The following is a 19,772-nucleotide window of genomic DNA, read 5'->3' as shown; positions in this document are numbered from 1 at the left end:
TGTTCGTTTTATTTCAGCTTGTCGGAAAAGAAATTGCACACCCGGGTGTAGAGGTGATGGCGAGTGTTGCAGCCGCGTATGTGATGATCCTTGTTGGTATAGATTTGTGAATCGAACTGGATACCGGCCTCAACCAGAGCCGCTGAATATTGCAACGTGTTGAGATAGTGTACATTGTCGTCGGCCGTCCCCGATACGATGAGCAGGCTCCCTTTCAGGTTGGCCGCATGGGTGATGGGGGCCGACTGACGATAGCCGTCGCCGTTTTCCTGTGGCGTGCGCATGAATCGTTCGCTGTAAATCGTGTCGTAGTAGCGCCAGTCGGTCACTGGGGCTATGGCTACTCCGGCCCGGTAGATGCCGTTGCCGGTCGACATGGCCATGAGGGTTTCGTAACCTCCGTAACTCCACCCGTAGATGCCTATGCGATTCCCGTCGACGTAGGGTAGGGTGCTCATGTATTCGGCACCGGCTACCTGGTCTTCGGTCTCATATTTTCCCAGTTGCATATAGACGGCTGTCTCGTAGGCCCTACTGCGTCCGCCGGTTCCCCGGCCGTCGACACAGGCCACGATGAAACCCTGGTTGGCCAGGTAATACTCCCAGTCAACTTTCCAGTTGTCGAGAACCGACTGCGAACCGGGACCGCTGTATTGCGACATTACCACCGGGTAGCGCTTCGAGGGGTCGAAGTTTGCCGGTTTCAAGATATAGCCGTTCATCAGGTCGCCCGCCGCGTTGGCACAGGTGAAAAATTCTTTTTGGGGCAGGCCGCTTTGAGCAGCCAGTGCTTTCAGCGAGGCATTGTCTTCGAGCGTGCGCAAGGTCTTGCCCCGGGCATCGCACACGGTCACTACGAGCGGTTCGTCAACACTGCTGTATCGGTTGATGAAATAGGTGCACGAGGGGTTGAACTCGGCGGTGTTGGTCCCCTTCAAGGTCGACAGCTTGGTCTCTACCCCCTTGGCATTCATCTTGTAGATGGCTTTGTAGAGAGCCCCCTCCTGATTCGACTCGTAGAAGTAGGAGCCGCTTTGGGCGTCGTAGCCCAGGAAGTTCGATACGTTCCATTCGCCCCGGGTGATTTGCCGGGCCAGCGTACCGTTGTAGTTGTAGCGGTATAGGTGCTGGTAGCCGCTACGGCAGCTGGCGATGATGAAGAAATCGGGGTAGAAGGCGATGTTGTCCAGTATTGGTTCATCAATCCAGGCCTTGTCGGTCTCGCGCAGCAGCAGTTTCGATACCCCCGATTTGGGGTTGACCGTGTAGATGTCCATCTGGTTTTGCGTGCGGTTGAGCGAGACAACCGCCAGACGGTTGGGGTCGGGGGTGAACTGGATGCGCGGGATATAGCTGTCGGCCGTGAGTGGCAGGTTCATCTTTTTCAGTGCCCGCGTGTCGACCGTGTAGGAGAATACCGATACCTGCGAGTTGGTCTCGCCCGCTACGGGGTATTTGTAGGCAAAGCTGCCCGGGTAGAACCGGTATTCGGGGAGGGCGGGACAATAACCCTCGTAGAGTTGGAAGGAGTATAGCGGCACCTGGCTTTCGTCGAATTTGACAAAGGCCAGCGTAGCATCGTCGGGCGACCATTGCAGGGTCGAGGTCATGGCAAACTCCTCCTCGTAAACCCAGTCGGGAGCCCCGTTGATAATCTTGTTTTGCTCGCCGTCGCGGGTCACGGCCACCTCGGTGCCGTAGTCGAGTTTCTTGATGTAGATGTTGTTGTCGCGCACGAAGGCCACCATGCGGCCGTTGGGCGAGTAGACCGCCACTTGCTGCTTGCCTCCCTCGGAGAGCGGTTTCAGCAGGTTGCGTCGAATTTCAAAGGTATAGTAGTTGGCTTTGAACGAGCGGCGGTATATCGGTTCCGAGTCGGCATAGATAAGCAGGTGCTTTTCGTCGGGACTGAGCGAAAATCCGTCGAAACTTTTCAAGTCGCATTCGCGGGCCGTCTTCACGTCGAAGAGCGTGTCGACCTCGTAGCCCGTGCGGTATTCACATTTCACGATACGGGTATTTCCGTTGGTCGCTGCATAGTAGTGAACTCCGTCGGTCGAAGGATAAGTCTCGGCCACGTCCTGAGGCAGAAACTTTCCCGATGTAATATCTTCCAGGGTAAAGGCCCGGGCCGGGAATACGAACAGCGCAATGGCGCACAGAATGGTAAAGGTTATTTTTTTCATTGCAAAATAGTGATAAATTCATAACTCCATCGATCGGCTCCATGAAACCAAACGGGTTCCAAACACGGTGTCTGAGGGTTGCCGACCTTTTTCTTATCACAAAAGTAGAAAAAATACAATAAAGAAAAAGATATATATAAAGATTAACAACTTTCCCCGTGATTTGTTCGGGCGTTTTACCGGTATTTCATTTTTTTTGAGTGAAAGACCGGCAAAAACAAAAGAGCTATATTTCCCCGATTCCCGATAAATTGTTAAGTTTGCAATCGCATAGCGGGAGGGCAGAGAGCAGTGTCCGGGACCGAGGCGAGAGGAAGTTCCGGGGCGCTATCCGGCCCAGCCCTGAAAATTGTGATAAAGATAAATCTCTATGATAGAATATATTACCGGCGAGGTGACCGAGCTCACTCCCGCCACGGCAGTGGTCGAGTGCATGGGTATAGGCTACCTGCTCAACATTTCGCTCAACACCTATTCGAGTCTGGCCAAGGGGAAATCGACCCGGCTCTATGTCTACGAAGCCATTCGCGAAGATGCCTATCAGCTTTACGGTTTTGGCGACCGTCACGAGCGGGAGCTGTTTGTGGCGCTCATCTCGGTTTCGGGGGTGGGGCCCAACACGGCGCGCATGATTCTGTCGTCGCTCAATCCCGCCGAATTGGAGCAGGCCATCGCCTCCGAAAATCTGAACCTGTTGAAATCGGTCAAGGGAATCGGGGCGAAAACGGCACAACGTGTAATTGTTGACTTGAAAGATAAAATAAAACCTACCGACAATCCGTTAGTAATAAGTACGCCCGCAGCCTCCGAGGTTTACGAGGAAGCCGTGGCCGCGTTGGTGATGCTTGGATTTTCGCAGCCCCAGTCGCAAAAGGCGGTTCAAAAGCTGTTGCGCGAGACCCCGTCGATGCGGGTCGAGGAGGTGATCAAACAGGCTCTGAAAATGCTCTGATACCGACGCGTTGCCCTTTCGCCCGAAAGGTGTGCGGAATCATGTACAGGAGTATCGAATGAGAAGACGGATAAGGATTGGAACGATAGTGGCATTGGTAGTGAGCGGATTAGGTTTCTATTCCGCTTTTGCTGCTATGCAGGCACCCGATCCGCAGAACGCTCCGTCCAATCGTCCGGCCCCGCAAGCCGGTGAGCCTGCCCAGCCGGCGACCGACTCCATTCCCATGCGTTTCCCGGTAGCCAAAACGGTGCCCGAGTCGTATGACGAAATCGAGCAGAAGGCTCCGGTCGACTTGAAGAACCCCTCGAACCTCAAAACCGAGGTGGAGTATGACCCCGAGACCAACTGTTACGTGATTCATACCCGGGTGGCCGGTGTCGATGTGGCTACGCCCTTCATGCTCTCGGCCGAAGAGTACAACGACTATACGCTGCGCAAGACGATGCAGCAGTATTACCGGGAGCGCAATGCCAAGGATTTTGCCGAGAAAAACAAGTCGGAGTTCAACTTCCTCGATATGAACTTCTCGCTCGGGCCCCTCGAAAAGGTCTTTGGTCCCGGTGGTGTGCAACTCACTACCCAGGGCTCCATCGAGCTGAACATGGGGTTGAAATACAACAAGCTCGACAACCCGGCCCTGCCGATGAGCTCCCGCAAGAAAACCTATTTCGACTTTGACGAAAAGATACAGGCCTCGGTCACGGCCAAGGTGGGCGACAAGATGTCGTTCAACATGAACTACAATACCGATGCCACTTTCGACTTCGACTCCAAGAACCTCAAACTGCAATACGAGGGCAAGGAGGACGAAATCATCAAGAACATCGAGGCCGGTAACGTGAGCATGACTACCGGGTCGTCGCTCATACGAGGCAGCACGGCCCTGTTTGGTATCAAGACCACCATGCAGTTCGGCAAGCTCACCGCTACGGCCCTCATCTCGCAACAGCAGTCCGAGTCGAAGACCGTCAATGCCAGCGGTGGAGCCCAAACCACACCTTTCGAGATTCGGGCCGATGCCTACGACGAGAACCGCCACTTTTTCCTGGCTCATTTCTTCCGGGACAACTACGACAAGTTTGCCTCCAAACTACCCTATGTATCGTCGGGGGTGAGCATCAACCGCATCGAGGTGTGGATTACCAACAAGCAGGGTAATTACGAAGAGGCTCGTAACATCGTGGGATTCATGGATTTGGCCGAAAATACCCACATCGGCAATTCGCACTGGATTTCGACCACGACACAGCCCAACCCCATGAATAACGCCAATACTCTCTATGCCGAGATTAAGGACGGTTATCCCGATGCCCGCAACATCAACCTGGTGACTCAGGCGCTGGAACCCCTCTCGGCCTTTGGCATCGACGGCGGTCAGGACTATGTGAAGATTGAGAGTGCCCGCAAGCTCTCCTCGTCGGAGTACACCCTGAACGAACAGCTGGGCTACATCTCGTTGAAGAGCAAGCTGAATGCCGACGAGATGCTGGCCGTGGCTTATGAATATACCTACAACGGGCAGGTCTATCAGGTGGGCGAGTTCTCGGGCGATGTGACCGATACCGACCAGTGCCTCTTTCTGAAAATGTTGAAGGGCTCGACCGTAACCACTTCGCTCCCCATCTGGGACCTGATGATGAAAAACGTCTATTCGCTCGGGGCCTATCAGGTGCAGCAAGACAAGTTCCGCCTCTACATCAAGTATCAGAGCGACTCCACCGGCGTGGCCGTCAACAACATTCCCGAGGGGAATATCGCCAACAAGACCCTCTTGCAGGTGATGAACCTCGACCGACTGGACGCCAACCAGACCGAGTATTCCGACGGTATTTTCGACTACATCGAGGGGTACACCATTCAGTCGTCGAACGGCCGCATCATCTTCCCCGTCATCGAGCCCTTCGGCAGTCACCTGGCCGATCAGATAGGCAATGCCGCCATCGCCGAGAAATATGTCTACCAGGAGCTTTACGATTCGACACTCACCATCGCCCAGCAGGTCTCCGAGAAGAACAAGTTTATCATGACCGGTGAGTACAAGGCCTCGTCGGGCGCCGAAATCAGCCTGAACGCCATGAACGTGCCCCGCGGTTCGGTGGTGGTCACGGCCGGCGGTATGACACTGGTCGAGAACTCCGACTACATTGTCGACTACGCCATGGGTGTCGTCACCATCTTGAACCAGAGCATTATCGAGTCGGGAACCCCCATCAGCGTGTCGCTCGAGAACCAGTCGATGTTCAACATGCAGCGCAAGACCATGTTGGGTCTCGACCTCAACTACGCCTTCACCAAGGATTTCAATATAGGAGCCACCATCATGCACCTCTCTGAAAAACCGCTTACCGAGAAGGTGAGCATGGGCGACGAGGTGCTCAACAACACCCTGTGGGGGGTGAACCTGTCGTACAACACCAGTTTCTTGTGGCTCACCAACTGGCTCAACAAGATTCCCACCGTCAACGCCACGGCCCCCTCGACGCTGGCCCTGACGGCCGAGTTTGCCCAACTGGTGCCGCACCAGTCCAAGACCGGCAGTTCGCAGGGAACCTCCTATATCGACGACTTTGAGTCGACCCAAACGGGCCTCGACCTCAAATCGCCCTACTCGTGGACGCTGGCTTCCACACCCTACGACCCCTCTTCCGACGCCCTCTTCCCCGAGGCCCGCTACTCCAACGACGTGCGCTATGGGCAGAACCGGGCTCTGATGTCGTGGTACTACATCGACCGCATGTTCACGCAGAAGAACTCCAACCTCATACCCGCCCACCTGAAAAACGATCTGGACCAACTTTCCAACCCCTATGTGCGCGAGGTGAGCGTGCGCGAAATCTTCCCCAACAAGGAGATTAACTACGGTGAGTCGACCACGCAGCAGACGCTCAATCTTTCGTTCTATCCGCAGGAGCGTGGCCCCTATAACCTCGATGCCGACAATATCGACGAGGAGGGGCGGTTGCTCAATCCCGAGAAACGGTGGGGTGGTATCATGCGCAAGATGGACTACACCGACTTCGAGTCGTCCAACATCGAGTATATCCAGTTCTGGCTCATGGACCCCTTCCTCGACGAAAACCAGACCAACCACAAGGGAGGTGACCTCTACTTCAACCTGGGCGAGGTGTCGGAAGATATTCTCAAAGACGGTATGAAATCGTTCGAGAACGGTCTGCCCATCGACGGCGATACGACACAGATAGCTACTACGGCGTGGGGCAAGGTCTCCAAGCGGCAGTCGCTCACCTATGCCTTCGACAACACCAGTGGTGCGCGGGGACTGCAAGATGTGGGCCTTGACGGATTGACCAACGACGAGGAGTATGGATTCTCGTCGTACAAGGATTTCCTGGCCAAGTTGGAGACGAAACTGTCGCCGGCCGTGGTCGAGGCCATGCGGCAAGACCAGTTCTCGCCCTTCAACGACCCGGCGAGCGACAACTATCATTTCTATCGCGGGCACGACTATGACGATGCTGAGACCTCGATTCTCGACCGGTACAAACACTACAACGGCACCGAGGGCAACTCGCGTTCGACCGAGGAGGTCGACGACTCCTACTACCAGTCGGCCAAGAGTGTACCCGATGTTGAGGACATCAACCAGGACAACACCCTCAACGAGTATGAACGCTATTACCAATACCGCATATCGCTCTGCCCCGACAGTCTGGTAGTGGGCAAGAACTACATCACCGACAAGCGCGAGACCACCGTCCCCCTGCGCAACGGGCAGGAGGGGCGTGCCGTGTGGTACCAGTTCAAGGTGCCTCTGGCACAACCGCAAAAAAAGGTTGGTTCGATTCAGGATTTCAAGACAATCCGCTTTATCCGCATGTTCATGACCGGCTTCGAGGTCGAGACCCATCTGCGATTTGCCACCCTCGAACTGGTGCGGGGTGAGTGGCGCACCTACGACTATGCGGTAGATAAGTCCACCAATACACCGGCGCAGGGCAATCTAGACGTCTCGGTAGTCAATATCGAGGAGAATGCCGGTCAGGAACCTGTGAACTATGTATTGCCGCCGGGAGTAACCCGTATCATCGACCCGGGACAATCGCAGATTACCCAGCTCAATGAGCAGGCCATGTCGTTGAAGGTGACCGACCTACCCACCGGTGAGGGACGTGCCGTCTATAAAAACAGCGGTATGGACATGCGCACCTACAAGCGGTTGCAGATGTTTGTCCATGCCGAGAAGCTCATCGACGATGTCACCAACCTGCGCGATGGCGACGTGTCGGTATTCCTGCGGTTGGGCTCCGACAGCAAATCCAATTACTATGAGTACGAGATACCCCTTTCGCTGACCGAGCCGGGCAATTACAACACCTACAATACACAGGACCAGGAGGCTGTGTGGCCTTCGTCCAACATGTTCGATTTCCCGCTGTCGGTCTTCACCGACTTGAAGTTGGAGCGCAATGCCAAGAAGCGGCAGGACAATTCGGGTGTGACCTATCAGACCCGCTACTCCATCTATGACCCCGAGAAGACCCAGAACAAGGTAACCATTGTGGGTAATCCCTCGTTGAGCGATGTACGCACGATGATGATTGGGGTGCGCAACAACTCCAATGCCACCAAGTCCATCACGATTTGGGTGAACGAGATGCGGCTCACCGACTTTGACCAGTCGGGTGGTTGGGCCGCCAAGGCCAATCTGAATCTGGGCCTCTCCGACATTGCCACGCTCAATGTGGCCGGCCATGTCGAGACCGTGGGTTTCGGTGGTATCGACCAGAGTCTGACCGAGCGCCGGCTCGACGACTACTACCAGTACAATATCGCCACGATGGTCGAATTGGGTCGTTTCCTGCCCGAGAAGATCAAACTCAAAGCCCCGTTGTTCTACTCGCTCACCGAGCAGCGCACCTCGCCCAAGTACAACCCGCTCGACCAGGATATTCTGCTCAAAGATGCCTTGGAGAATGCGGGCAGCAAAGCCGAGCGCGACTCGATAAACCAGTCCTCGGTTGAGCGGTCTACCGTCGAGAGCCTCAGTCTCTCGGGGGTGATGTTCGATGTACGCAGCAAGAATCCCATGCCCTACGACCCGGCCAACTTCTCGCTGAGCTACTCCTACAACCGGCAGTCCAACCAGGACCCCACGACCGAATATGAAAACACCTACGACTATCGGGGCAGCTTCACCTACTCCTATACTCCCTTTGTCAAACCCTTCATTCCCTTCAAGGGGATAAAGAGCAAGTCGAAGCATCTCAAATTCTTGAAAGAGTGGGAGTTCAACTATCTGCCCAGCAACATCGCCTTCAATACCAACATGTCGCGTTACTACTACGAGCAGCAGATACGCGACGTGAGCGGGTCGGGTGGTATGGCGCTGCCCGTGAGTGTGAGCAAGAGTTTCCTGTGGGACCGTCAGTTCTCGCTCTCGTGGAACCTCACCAAGTCGTTGAACTTCTCGCTCCAAACGATGACCAATGCCCATATCGAGGAGCCCGTGGGGGCTGTCAATAAAGAGCTCTTCCCCGACGAGTATCGGGCGTGGAAGGATACCGTGATGTCCAGCATCAAGAATCTGGGTACCCCCTGGAATTACAACCAGACCTTCAACGCTTCGTACACCGCTCCGTTCAGTAAGATACCCGCGCTCGACTACCTCACGTTTACGGCCAAGTACAACGCCACCTATACGTGGGATCGCGGTGCTCAGATTTCGAGCGACATCGAGTTGGGCAACACCGTCAACAATCAAGGGCAGATGAGCCTCGACGGCCGCTTCAACTTCGAGCAACTTTACAACAAGTCAAAATACCTGCAAAAGATAAACCGCCGTTTCTCGTCGAGCAACCGGTCAATGACTACCAAGAAGAAGGAGCGCAAGTTCGAGCGCACCATCATGTTGCGCGAGGACACCACGGTGACCTTGCGGCACAACCTCAACAACAAGAAGGTGAAGGTAGTAGCCCGTAATGATGCCGGCAAGCGGGTAGTCGTGCGCACCAAAGTCATCGATGCCAACAGCGTGATGATTCTCGACCGGGGTACCCAGCGTCTCAACATCGTGATTACGCCCGGCAAGGAGAAGCCCAACTTCTGGAAAGAGGCTGCCGAGTATTCGTTGCGCGGGTTGATGATGGTGCGCAATGCCAGTGTGCGTTACCGCAAAACCAACACCACCTCGTTGCCTCTCTTCTCGCCCAACATCGGCGACATCTTCGGGCAGTCCACCTCCTACGGACCCATGTCGCCCGGTCTCGACTTTGCCTTCGGGTTTACCGATGAGAGCTATGTTTATCGGGCCAAGGAGCGCGGCTGGCTGTTGTGCGACTCGACCCAGATCAGTCCGGCCGTAATCGGGCGCACCGAGGAGTTCAATATCGAAGTTGCTCTCGAACCCATACGCGGGTTGAAGATCAACCTCACCGGTAACCGCACCGACACGCGCAGCTCGCAGATGCAGTTCATGTATGCCGATATGCCCACGACCCGGGGCGGTAGCTACACCAAGACGCACATCGCCTTGAAGACCGCCTTCCGCAGCAGTTCGTCGAAAGACGGTTATGCTTCAAAGGCCTTTAACGAGTTCCTCAAAAACCGCGAAATCATAGCCGCCCGCCTCGAAGCGCAGTATGCCTCGTTGGGCAACTATCCCAACAAAGGCTTCATCTCGTCGACCAGTTTGGCCGGTACGCCCTACAACTCGGCCAACGGCGGGGTAAACCGCAGCTCGGCCGATGTGATGATACCCGCCTTCCTGGCAGCCTATTCGGGTATCGATGCCAACAAGGTGGGGCTGTCGCCCTTCCCCTCGCTGGCGGCAATCCTGCCCAACTGGCGCATCACCTACGACGGACTCATGCAGATACCGTTGATCAAGAAACATTTCAAGGCATTCACCCTGTCGCATACCTACCAGTGTACCTACTCGGTGGGCTCCTTCTCGTCCTATCTGAACTGGGTGAGCTCCGACGGCGATTTCGGATTCATTCGCGACGAGTTGTCGGGTAACCCCATACCCTCGTCGCCCTACGACATCTCGTCGGTGATGATTACCGAGAAGTTTGCCCCCCTTATCGGGCTTTCGGTCACGTTGAAGAACAACATCACCGGAAACATTCGCTACAACGATTCGCGCACCCTCACGCTCAACTCGGCAGCCGGGCAGATAGTCGAGGCAACCACGACCGACTTTACCATCGGGGCCGGATACAAGATCGCCAATTTCAATACGATACTTAAACTACGGGGCTCGCAAACGGGTGTCAGCAACGACCTGACTATCAATGCCGATTTCTCCTTCCGGAAGAACCAGGCTCTTATCCGCCGTATCGAGCAGAACTTTACCCAGGCCACCAGCGGCACCCGCAGCACGATGATTGAGCTCACGGCTAACTATGTGTTGAGCAAGCGCATCACCGTGGGGGCTTACTTCGACCACCAGATAAACACGCCGTTGGTATCCTCGTCGTCCTATCCTATCACCAACAGCAACTACGGTATCTCCATACGGTTGTCGCTGGTGAAATAATGATGGTCTCATCGCAATCGGTAGGGGTGGTCGATGAGGTTGAAAATCACATCGACGGCATCTAGGTGAAAGTCGCTCGATACAATGCCGGTCATTAGAATCCTGTAATATTTGTAGGCTGGTCCCGTGACCCGCAGGGTCACTCTGCCGGATAATGCCTGGGAACATGATATTTGCCCCACGCATGTGAATGCATCTTCGGGATCATGTCCCCCCCACAGGGAGAGTACAACATTCTGTATGGAATTGTAGGCTCGTAATGAAATTTCTCGCCATCGCTGTAAGGTATCACTTTGAAACGAGATGGGACGAGAGAGAATCGACACTTCCTGATTAAAGGAGGTTGCCTTTTCCCTCAAATTATAGACTACCCCCGACTGATTTTGTCCCAACAGATGGCTGGCATCGGAGAGGAAAGAGGTATAAGTTTGAGTCGTGCGGTACATATAGAGGGTGGGTAGATACAAGACGATAGAGTATTGCTGCCCGGGTTGGCAGAAAATCAACTCTTTATCGAGCGAATTATAAGCCATGATACTCTTTTTTATATATTGGCTAAGCGGTGTACTGTCGTAAGTCGACAACAGAAGGGTTTCACTGATGTCCTGAAACTTCACGAGATTATTGTCCTCGTAAATGATTTCATCGAAAGACAAGAGTGATTGCACCGTGGCGCCTTGAAGAAAGGAAAGTCCTTTGTTTGAGGTAAACACGACAGCCTCTTCGAGAGGTATGATGGGATAATCTTTCGAGAGGGGTTCTCGACTCAGTTGGTGCTGCAACCCATAGCAAGTCTCACCCGATCCGTTTTGTAAGGCCCAGATACCCTCTTCGGTAAACAGATAGAGGGGAAATTCGCCGAATTGTCCCTCCGACAGCGCCGAGGTGACGGTTGCAATGCCGATAATATCCTTGTTGGAGATGGCATAGGTCAGTTCGGCCGGGAAGCTGAAAGGATTCTCTGGCTTCGATACCCGTAAGATGTTGTTTTGCAGATAGGTATCGTTCTCGGGCTGTGGAACGACCAGCGAGGAGCCTCCCGAGGGGTCGGATTTTAAGACAATGGGAGTTAATGAGGGTTCGAGATAGTCGGCCCGATTCTCATACTCCGAAGGGGTAAGCGGGAAAGAACCCCGGTAAATCATCGTTCCATATTTCACGACAATATCCATCTGGTAGGCATTGCTGTCGGGATAGGAGAGGAGTGGGGAGAAGTTGACGCCGTAGAAATTCAGTTGTCCGCTCCAGACAACACGGCTCTCACCGCGTTCGGTTTTGAGATAGGTGACGATGTAGGCGGTAGCCACACCGGTATATCTTTGGTCGGCCCTGAACAGGCTCAATGGAAATCCCGGGAACAGTTTCCGGGTCAGGTTAGCCAGGTGGAGCCGCTTGTTGTATACATAGCTCACCTGAGCCCCGGTGGAGAGCAAGGTGGTATTGTCGGGCGAGAGAACCTCTTCGTGCACCAGCATATCGGGCCGAATCTTGTTGTCAATGTCGTAGGAATGTCCGATTTCCAACTCGGTATAATTTTCGATGGAGGCAATCTTGTAGAAGAGCGGGCTCTGCAAGTATCGCTTCTGAATAGTCTCTTGATCCAGAAATGAAATGTCACCGTTAAGGACGAAGGAAACAATTCCGTTCGATTCGGTGCGGTTGATTTTATAGGTCAACCCCTGCTGTTTCTGGTCGGGTTCAAAAATCGTAGCTTCGGGAGTCGCATAGATGTCGATGCTCTTCACGATGTCGGACCAGTCATTGAGGTTTATACTATGTACAAAATAGCTGATGCTGTAATTGCCGGCGATGATTTGTCCTTGGGAAGAGCCCGTACAGAGTTCATTCGAATTTTTCAACCGAATGCTCATTCTGCAAGGCTGTATGGGGTCGGGCTGAGCCAGCATGACGGGCGACGAGGCATACAGGTAGCTGCCGTCATACAGTTTCAGCGCATAGCGTATGAGAATAGGCTGCACGAAATAATATCGGTCCCAGGCCTTTTCTTGCAGCTGGAAAAAGGCGTTGTAGTAGGCCGTGTTGAAATAGTTGATGTCTTCGGTATCGAGGCGTGTAGGCGTGTTATAGCCTTTCATAAAGGTATATTCGCTCACGTTATAGGCATCGGTGTATTTGGTGTAGGGATAAAACGAAATTTCGGGAATCTCGGGTCTCTCCCCCAGGTTTGAATAGGCGTTATTCTTATAGAGCAGGTAATATACCTTCTCCGAGCAGACAACAATGAGCGTGTTGCCTATTGACTGAATCGAGGTAACCGGTGATTCCAGTACAAGTATCTTCTCGGATATCTTGGTCAACTCTTGGGTCTCCTTGTCGGCAAAGGCCTCATGGTATAGAAGATTCTGGTCGGCCGAGATGTAGTGCTCCCCATCGTAACAGTTGTGTATATAGAGTAGTCGGCAGTCGGGGTCATTCATCTTGTAGTATACTTCGGGCGAACCTGCGGGCACGAGACTCCCCGATTTTTGTTTCAAATTGACGATTGACAAGCAGTCGCCGGGTTGGGCCGAAGCCGGTGAGGTTGCACGTCTTATTCCGTTAAAAGTAAATCTTGATTTCATAGGACTGAAAATTTTGGGGTAAAGGTAATACCCCTCGTTTCGGTCCTTGTGGCATGATGATACTTTGGGTGAAAAAAAGAAGCTTCCCCCCGATATTATTGATTAAATCCCTGAAAAACAAAAAGCGGGAAGAAGCCTCCGTCCCCTCGGTGCGGGGAAGGCGCATTTGCCCAAGCATAACCAATCACTAAGTTGCGCCCTGTTGTAAAAACACATGGGGCGGTACGTTGGTTCGACCTGTGTGGCGGCATTTGTATTTTTGCTGTGAGATTCTTGAACAGATAGGGCCTGTTATATGGGATAATTGTGTATCTTCGCTTGGAAGAAAAGAAGGTGCGCTATGGATAAACTCAATTTCGCTGCGATAGATATAGGCTCCAATGCGGTGCGGTTACTTATCAAGGGTATCACTGCGGGAGAGAAAGTTTCCGATTTGGCCAAGGTTTTCATTGTGCGGGTTCCGTTGCGACTGGGGCAGGACACCTTCACTCGCGGGCGCATTTCGACCGAAAAGACCGAGAAACTGTTGCGCCTCATGCACGCCTTTTCGCAACTGATGCAGGTCTATAACGTCGTCGCCTATCGGGCGTGTGCCACCTCGGCCATGCGCGACTCGTCGAACGGTGCCGAAATCGTGCGTTATATCTCTGAGAAAAGCGGTATTCACATCGAGATTATCAACGGCCTCGAAGAGGCTCGCATCGTCTATGACAGTCACATCGTCGACGAGTTTGAGCAGGACGGTAATTTTGTCTATGTCGATGTAGGCGGGGGCAGTACCGAGGTCAGCATCATCAGCAATCGGGAGCTGTTGCAGTCACAATCCTACAACATTGGTACCGTGCGCATTCTCAACAAGAAGCTGAGCCGCAGTGAACTTTACCGCATGTATCGCGATTTGAAACGCGTCAAGGAAGAGTATCCCCAAATTTCCATCATCGGGTCGGGGGGGAACATCAACAAACTGCACCATCTGGCCCGAATCCCGGCTCACGATCCCCTCACCGTTGAGCAGTTGCTGGCATTGCGAAACGAATTGAACAGCTATCCCATTGTCGACCGTATCGAACGCTTCGGTCTGAAACCCGACCGAGCCGATGTCATTGTACCCGCTGCCGACATCTATTTGCAGATAGCCACCCACATCGGAGCCCAGGAGATATGGGTCCCCACCATTGGCATTGTCGACGGCATCATCTACTCCCTTTGCGCCGATTATTTGAAATCGCACAAATCTTGACGGTGGCGGTTACCGCGTCCTATTCCCATTTGGGCCGTTGGTCTTTCTTCATGATAAAGTCTCTGATAAAGAGAGCTGTCTCTTCGCTGCCCAGTATCGACGAGTCGATCGACAGGTCATACGATGAGGCCACACCCCAACCCTTGTCGGTATAGAAATTGTAGTAAGCAGCCCGCAACTTGTTCTTCTTTTCAGCCATTTCAATAGCCTCTTTGCGAGTGATATTGGTAGAGCGGCTCAGGATTCGCGCAATACGGTCTTCGAGAGGTGCATGGATAAACACGTTGTAGCATCGGGGATACTGCCGCAGGATATAGTCGGCACACCGCCCCACGATGACACACGATTGGGTCTCGGCCAAATGCCTGATTACGTCGGACTGAAACTTGAAGATATACTCGTTCGACAATCCCCCGTCACCCCATAAGCCTCCCGCTCCGGTAAGCCAGTTGATGGAGAATGAATTGAGCAGGGCGCTTGGGGCACGCTCGTCGGCCTTCTCGAAATATTCGGTGCTCAATCCGCTCGATTTTGAGGCTTCGTTAATCAACTCCTTGTCGTAGTATGCAATGCCAAACAAGTCGGACAGCCGTTTGCCTATTTCCCGGCCCCCGCTGCCAAACTGTCGGCCTATGGTGATAATGAGATTGTTGTTCATGATTGTATATTTCGAGATTATTCAACAAACATACAGTAAAAAAATAGGATTTCCTATAATCCCGACCGATTTTTTGAGTGGAGATTTGGCTTTTTGTCTCCTCCTCCTAAACTGTTTCTGAGAAATATTTTGTGACGACAAAAGTTTTTATTTAATTTGTGACATTCAAAAGAGGTAAACTATGAATAACGAGTTGAAAAAAATATTAAGCAGCGATACCGACGGGTTGCTTACCTACGAATATATAGCCAACCACATGGGTACCTGCGACGACGATATGCCAGCCTTGGCCGATAATATTATCCGGGTTGACCTCACCGGGCAGATTACCGTGAGTGCTGCTCTCTATCTCCATGCGACCGGTCCCGACAAGTACAAGGATATTATCGACAAACTCATTGCCGCTTCTCTGCAAAAAGACCGTGAGCACAAGTACATTGTCGATCTGCTCCCGGGCATTTGGGGCGAAGACTACAAATCGCATGTGGAGGAATTGAACCGGGCGAGCGATAATTTCCGACGCATCTACAAGCGCATCTACTCCAACGACATCATCTGATTCCGGTAGTAAAAAGAGTTGGTATCAACGAGATAACAGGCCGTCTCTCCCTAATCGGGGAAGGCGGTTTTTTTATGGAATCAAGCGTGACCTTTCCCGACAGTCTTCATGAAAAAGGTTGTATATCGGGCCCTCTTCCATGGGAAGATATTGTATATGGATAATCGTCATTTTATGTGCAGCGGGAATTTTGGTTGTTATATGTTGAATAAAAAATAAAGATGTTAATAACAATTTAGTATATTTGTGACGAACGAATTAGCAGGTTGCCGCCGCCCGGTCACACATGGAGAATGGCTTTTTTTATCATTTAATCTAATAAAATAACTCATGGCAGAAAGAATAATCGTGCTTGCTTTTGTACTGTTGTTAGGCTGTGCGAAAGTCCATTCGGCTGATAATCTTGTATTGAACGAGACTTTTGAAGGTCAGGTATTTCCGCCTGTCGAATGGACTGTAAAGGGAACTGAACTGCCGGCTCAATTAGAGGCAAATCCATTCGCTCACTGGGGGCTGAATTGGAATAAAGACGGGAGTCTGATCGTGAACGGAGCCGGATCTGCCGTAGTTGAGAGCTATTACAATGAGGGGGTTGCCAATATCTCGAAAGAAGAATGGCTCATCTCTCCGGCTGTAAAGATTACCCAGGGATCCTCGCTCTCGTTTACCTTTTGTTGCAATGCTTCTTCGTTCATACAATCCGATAGAATCTATGGCCGGTTTTTGGTTAAAGTCTCCACCGACAATGGTGCTACATGGCACGACTTGTGGAATGCCGCATCACAGGAAGATGTAGAAAACTCGGGGCTCTCCTGGCCCTGGAACGAGGGCGGCATGGAAAATTCAAATGGTTTGTCAGAAGCAGCTCCGAAGATTAACCTGCAAGCATATGTGGGGCAAACGATAAAAATAGCTTTCTATTTCCAGTCATTCGTTATAAACCATTACACGCGGGCCCGGCTGGCTGTCGACGATGTGCGGGTAGGAGATCAAGGCACCGGGCTCTACCCCGAGGCGGAAGGTACTACCTCCTATGAGTTTTTCAATTCCTATATAGGTTATCCGGCTCAGTCCGAACTTTTGACAATCCGCAATTCGGGCTATGGAACTCTGACCGTTTCCCATATCGAAGGGCTCGACGGTACCGATTTTTCTACGTCGCTCGACCCTGCAACGGTGGCTTTGGAGCAGGGAGAAAAACTTACGTATCGCGTTTACTACACGCCCACACTCGATGGAGCAAGTAGTGCTGTGATGAAGATCAATACCAATGGAGGCCCCCTCTACGTCAATTTGAAGGGAACGAAGGTGATGCTTGAAGAGGGCTTTACCTTGGAGAGCTTTGAGAGCGATGTTTTTCCCCCGGCCGGCTGGACTCTCAATACCGGTTGGCATACGACCGGCGAGATGGCGGCTTCGGGTATAAAATCGGTTACGGCAGGCGATGAGGCTTTCTGCGAAATCGTGTCTCCTCGCCTGAATCTTTCGGACGGAGCCGGGAAGGTGAAATTCGATTACATCGAATTTGCCGACGAATCGTATGCCGACGGTTCATTCCTCCCTTCCACCTCCTTTATTTGCTATTATAAGACTGGGTCTGACCCCGGTTGGACCGAATTGTGGCGCTCGCCCGACGACCGCAGGTATAACGAATGGATGCGGGAGGAGATTGAGATCAGAGACGCGCAGGGCAATCCCGTGGTTGATGACGAAGTCTATTTGCGTTGGACGTGTGAGTCTGAGTCGGGAAATGGAGTCCCTGACGACAACTCAAAAACCAGGCTCTATTTTGACAACGTGGTGTTACCCCAATTATATGGCATAGACGGTATCCCCATGGGCGTTTCCTCTCCAATCCCCTCCGATGGAGTTGTTGATGTCGATTACATTCGTCTGGCTCTTTCGTGGGCTCCTGCCCAGTTTGCCGACGGCTATGAGCTTTCGGTAGGGACGAACCGTGATAATCCCATCTCGGTCTTGAATCATGTTCGTCTCGAAGGGAATACAGCGGTCTCCCGTGTTATTCCCGAATTGGCTCCCAATACCACATACTATTGGCGGGTAGTCCCTTACAATTCGAGCGGGAAGAACGAGCAGGGCGATACCTGGTCGTTTACAACCATGGCCGACCAATCGATAAGCCGTTTCCCCTATACGATGAATTTTGATGCCGGGGCCGTGCCTCCGAAGGGTTGGAAAAGCGAATATGAAGGCAAAGGCATTCAATCGTGGGACCCTGACAGTATCGGAGCATTTGCCGGTGAATATTCCGCATCGGTATATCACAGTTTTGGCAGTGCTCTTTCGACCTTGACCACCCCGGAGATAGCCCTCCCCGCAACGGACGGCATGGTTGCCTCTTTCGCTTGGGGCAGAGCCTTGTGTACTCAGTTGTATACCGGTTATGAGGACGAATTTGTGACCGAACTCCCTATTGACGAAGTCGACGATGACGCAGGCACCCTTTATTTTGAAATCAAACCGGTCGATACCGACGACTGGATTCCCCTGGCCTACACGCAGGATAGCCTCTGCTGGCGTCATAAATATGTTCTGTTAGATAATTATGCCGGCAAGCGGGTGAATATGCGTTGGCGCTTTATCGCCTCCGAGAATACCCGGGTGCCGGGCGGAGCCTCTTTGGACGAAATCTATATTGGCGACATCGAGGAGATGCCCGCACTCTCTGTCGGTCATGAGAAGATGTTTCACCTTACCGTGTATCCCAATCCCACGACCGGCTATCTAAGATGGTCCGGTGGAATAGCCCGGGTGACAGTGTATGACCTGGTAGGGAACTGTGTGATGTCACGAGCCGGTGTGACGTCCGTTTCACTGCACCATCTCCCGGCAGGAGTTTATCTCGTAACCGTTGCCCGGGATCACGCCGTGGTTACCGTGCGAGTGGTGAAATATTAAGGGTCAAGTCCGCAAAAATCTCAGTCCCGGTAAGGAAAAGATTCTCATAAATACAAAATTCTATTTTTCTATGTTAAGAAGTCGTTTAATTTTGTACCTTTGTGAATAATAGGAGAACCAAAATAAAAACAATACGGATTCGACGGTACAGGTGAATGATTATTGGATTATTTTTTGTCGTTATATTTGTAGAATAAGATGCATCTCAATAAATGCCGAAGAACAGAAGGCTTTTGTATACAATCCCTGTTAAGTTTTGAAAAGTATAAAATGCGGCTCTGATAAAGGCGAATGGAGAAATCCCTCCCCTTTATCTATCGCGTCTACTGGAATAAAGTAGTAAAAATGGCGGGTATATGAATAACAGAATTTATTTTATCGTTTTATTAATAGTAATTAGTATGAGTTGTGCCTCGACAAGACATAAGGAGACGGTTGTCCTTATGGAAACTTCTTTGGGAAATATCAAAGTAAAACTTTACGACGAGACTCCTGCACATCGTGACAATTTCGTGAAACTGGTCAACGAGGGATATTATGACGGAACCCTGTTCCATCGGGTAATCAATGAGTTCATGATACAAGGTGGCGACGGTACCTCCAAGAATGCCCCCGCCGGCAAGATGCTGGGCCTGGGCGATCCGGGGTATACCGTTCCCGCAGAAATTGTCTATCCTCGTTATTTTCATAAACGTGGAGCCTTGGCCGCTGCCCGGCAGGGCGATCAGGTCAACCCCGAGAAGGCCTCTTCGGGGTCGCAGTTCTACATTGTCACCGGCAAGGTGTTCAACCCGCAACAGCTCGACCAGATGGAGCGACAGATGCAAATGCAGCAGGAACAGTCGGTATTCCAGTCGCTGGCCGCCGCTCATCGTGAAGAGATTTTGAACATGCGCAAGGCCCGCGACATGCAGGGACTGCAAACTTTGCAGGATACCCTTATCGCCCAGATGAAAGAACAAATCAAGAAAGAGGGTAAACGCACCTTTACCCAGGCCCAGCGCGAGGCCTATACGACCGTGGGTGGAACTCCCCATCTCGATGGCGAATACACCGTTTTCGGCGAAGTAATCGAGGGCATGGACGTGGTCAACAAGATACAGCAGGTCGAGACCGGTGCCGCCGACCGACCGGTGGCCGATGTCAAAGTCATTAAAATGAAAATCGAGAAATAA

General features: G+C 52.3%; 9 protein-coding genes. 6 read left to right on the top strand and 3 right to left on the bottom strand.

Annotation, left to right across the window (positions count from 1 at the left end; translation table 11 throughout):
• Window positions 1-8 precede the first annotated feature (8 nt).
• Window positions 9-2,186: a S9 family peptidase gene (locus BARVI_RS04515; protein ID WP_025278083.1), complete on the bottom strand. Its 2,178-nt coding sequence runs from the start codon at window positions 2,184-2,186 to the stop codon at window positions 9-11.
• A 370-nt stretch (window positions 2,187-2,556) separates the two neighbouring features.
• Here BARVI_RS04515 and ruvA point away from each other — a divergent pair, with 370 nt between their 5' ends.
• Both ruvA and sov read left to right on the top strand, forming a co-directional pair.
• Window positions 2,557-3,138: a Holliday junction branch migration protein RuvA gene (gene ruvA, locus BARVI_RS04510; protein ID WP_025278082.1), complete on the top strand. Its 582-nt coding sequence runs from the start codon at window positions 2,557-2,559 to the stop codon at window positions 3,136-3,138.
• A 58-nt stretch (window positions 3,139-3,196) separates the two neighbouring features.
• Window positions 3,197-10,639, top strand: a complete 7,443-nt coding sequence (gene sov, locus BARVI_RS04505) for a T9SS outer membrane translocon Sov/SprA (RefSeq protein ID WP_025278081.1) — start codon at window positions 3,197-3,199, stop codon at window positions 10,637-10,639.
• A gap of 8 nt (window positions 10,640-10,647) precedes the next feature.
• On the opposite strand, the gene BARVI_RS04500 is transcribed toward sov, so the two are convergent.
• Window positions 10,648-13,221: a hypothetical protein gene (locus tag BARVI_RS04500; protein ID WP_157232535.1), complete on the bottom strand. Its 2,574-nt coding sequence runs from the start codon at window positions 13,219-13,221 to the stop codon at window positions 10,648-10,650.
• A gap of 340 nt (window positions 13,222-13,561) precedes the next feature.
• On the opposite strand from BARVI_RS04500, the gene BARVI_RS04490 reads away from it, so the two are divergent.
• Window positions 13,562-14,461: a Ppx/GppA phosphatase family protein gene (locus tag BARVI_RS04490; RefSeq protein WP_025278078.1), complete on the top strand. Its 900-nt coding sequence runs from the start codon at window positions 13,562-13,564 to the stop codon at window positions 14,459-14,461.
• A 19-nt stretch (window positions 14,462-14,480) separates the two neighbouring features.
• On the opposite strand, the gene BARVI_RS04485 is transcribed toward BARVI_RS04490, so the two are convergent.
• Complete coding sequence (locus BARVI_RS04485) at window positions 14,481-15,119, bottom strand: cytidylate kinase-like family protein (protein ID WP_025278077.1); 639 nt, start codon at window positions 15,117-15,119, stop codon at window positions 14,481-14,483.
• A gap of 181 nt (window positions 15,120-15,300) precedes the next feature.
• On the opposite strand from BARVI_RS04485, the gene BARVI_RS04480 reads away from it, so the two are divergent.
• The 3 genes from BARVI_RS04480 to BARVI_RS04470 all read left to right on the top strand — a co-directional run bounded on the left by BARVI_RS04480 (window position 15,301) and on the right by BARVI_RS04470 (window position 19,772).
• Window positions 15,301-15,678, top strand: coding sequence for a hypothetical protein (locus tag BARVI_RS04480; protein WP_025278076.1), 378 nt, complete (start codon window positions 15,301-15,303; stop codon window positions 15,676-15,678).
• Window positions 15,679-16,008: 330 nt separating this feature from the next.
• Window positions 16,009-18,597, top strand: a complete 2,589-nt coding sequence (locus tag BARVI_RS04475; RefSeq protein ID WP_084546990.1) for a T9SS-dependent choice-of-anchor J family protein — start codon at window positions 16,009-16,011, stop codon at window positions 18,595-18,597.
• A 401-nt stretch (window positions 18,598-18,998) separates the two neighbouring features.
• On the top strand, window positions 18,999-19,772 hold the full coding sequence (locus BARVI_RS04470; RefSeq protein ID WP_025278074.1) for a peptidylprolyl isomerase: 774 nt from the start codon (window positions 18,999-19,001) through the stop codon (window positions 19,770-19,772).

Origin of the sequence: Barnesiella viscericola DSM 18177 (assembly GCF_000512915.1) — a bacterium.
GTDB lineage: Bacteria > Bacteroidota > Bacteroidia > Bacteroidales > Barnesiellaceae > Barnesiella > Barnesiella viscericola.
The sequence above is the reverse complement of the archived record's forward strand: the minus strand, read 5'-3'. Positions and strand labels throughout refer to the sequence as shown.

Bases quoted from the DNA above. Each gene is read 5' to 3' on its own strand.
- BARVI_RS04515 (WP_025278083.1), bottom strand. From the start codon at position 2,186: ATGAAAAAAATAACCTTTACCATTCTGTGCGCCATTGCGCTGTTCGTA.
- ruvA (WP_025278082.1), top strand. From the start codon at position 2,557: ATGATAGAATATATTACCGGCGAGGTGACCGAGCTCACTCCCGCCACG.
- sov (WP_025278081.1), top strand. From the start codon at position 3,197: ATGAGAAGACGGATAAGGATTGGAACGATAGTGGCATTGGTAGTGAGC.
- BARVI_RS04500 (WP_157232535.1), bottom strand. From the start codon at position 13,221: ATGAAATCAAGATTTACTTTTAACGGAATAAGACGTGCAACCTCACCG.
- BARVI_RS04490 (WP_025278078.1), top strand. From the start codon at position 13,562: ATGGATAAACTCAATTTCGCTGCGATAGATATAGGCTCCAATGCGGTG.
- BARVI_RS04485 (WP_025278077.1), bottom strand. From the start codon at position 15,119: ATGAACAACAATCTCATTATCACCATAGGCCGACAGTTTGGCAGCGGG.
- BARVI_RS04480 (WP_025278076.1), top strand. From the start codon at position 15,301: ATGAATAACGAGTTGAAAAAAATATTAAGCAGCGATACCGACGGGTTG.
- BARVI_RS04475 (WP_084546990.1), top strand. From the start codon at position 16,009: ATGGCAGAAAGAATAATCGTGCTTGCTTTTGTACTGTTGTTAGGCTGT.
- BARVI_RS04470 (WP_025278074.1), top strand. From the start codon at position 18,999: ATGAGTTGTGCCTCGACAAGACATAAGGAGACGGTTGTCCTTATGGAA.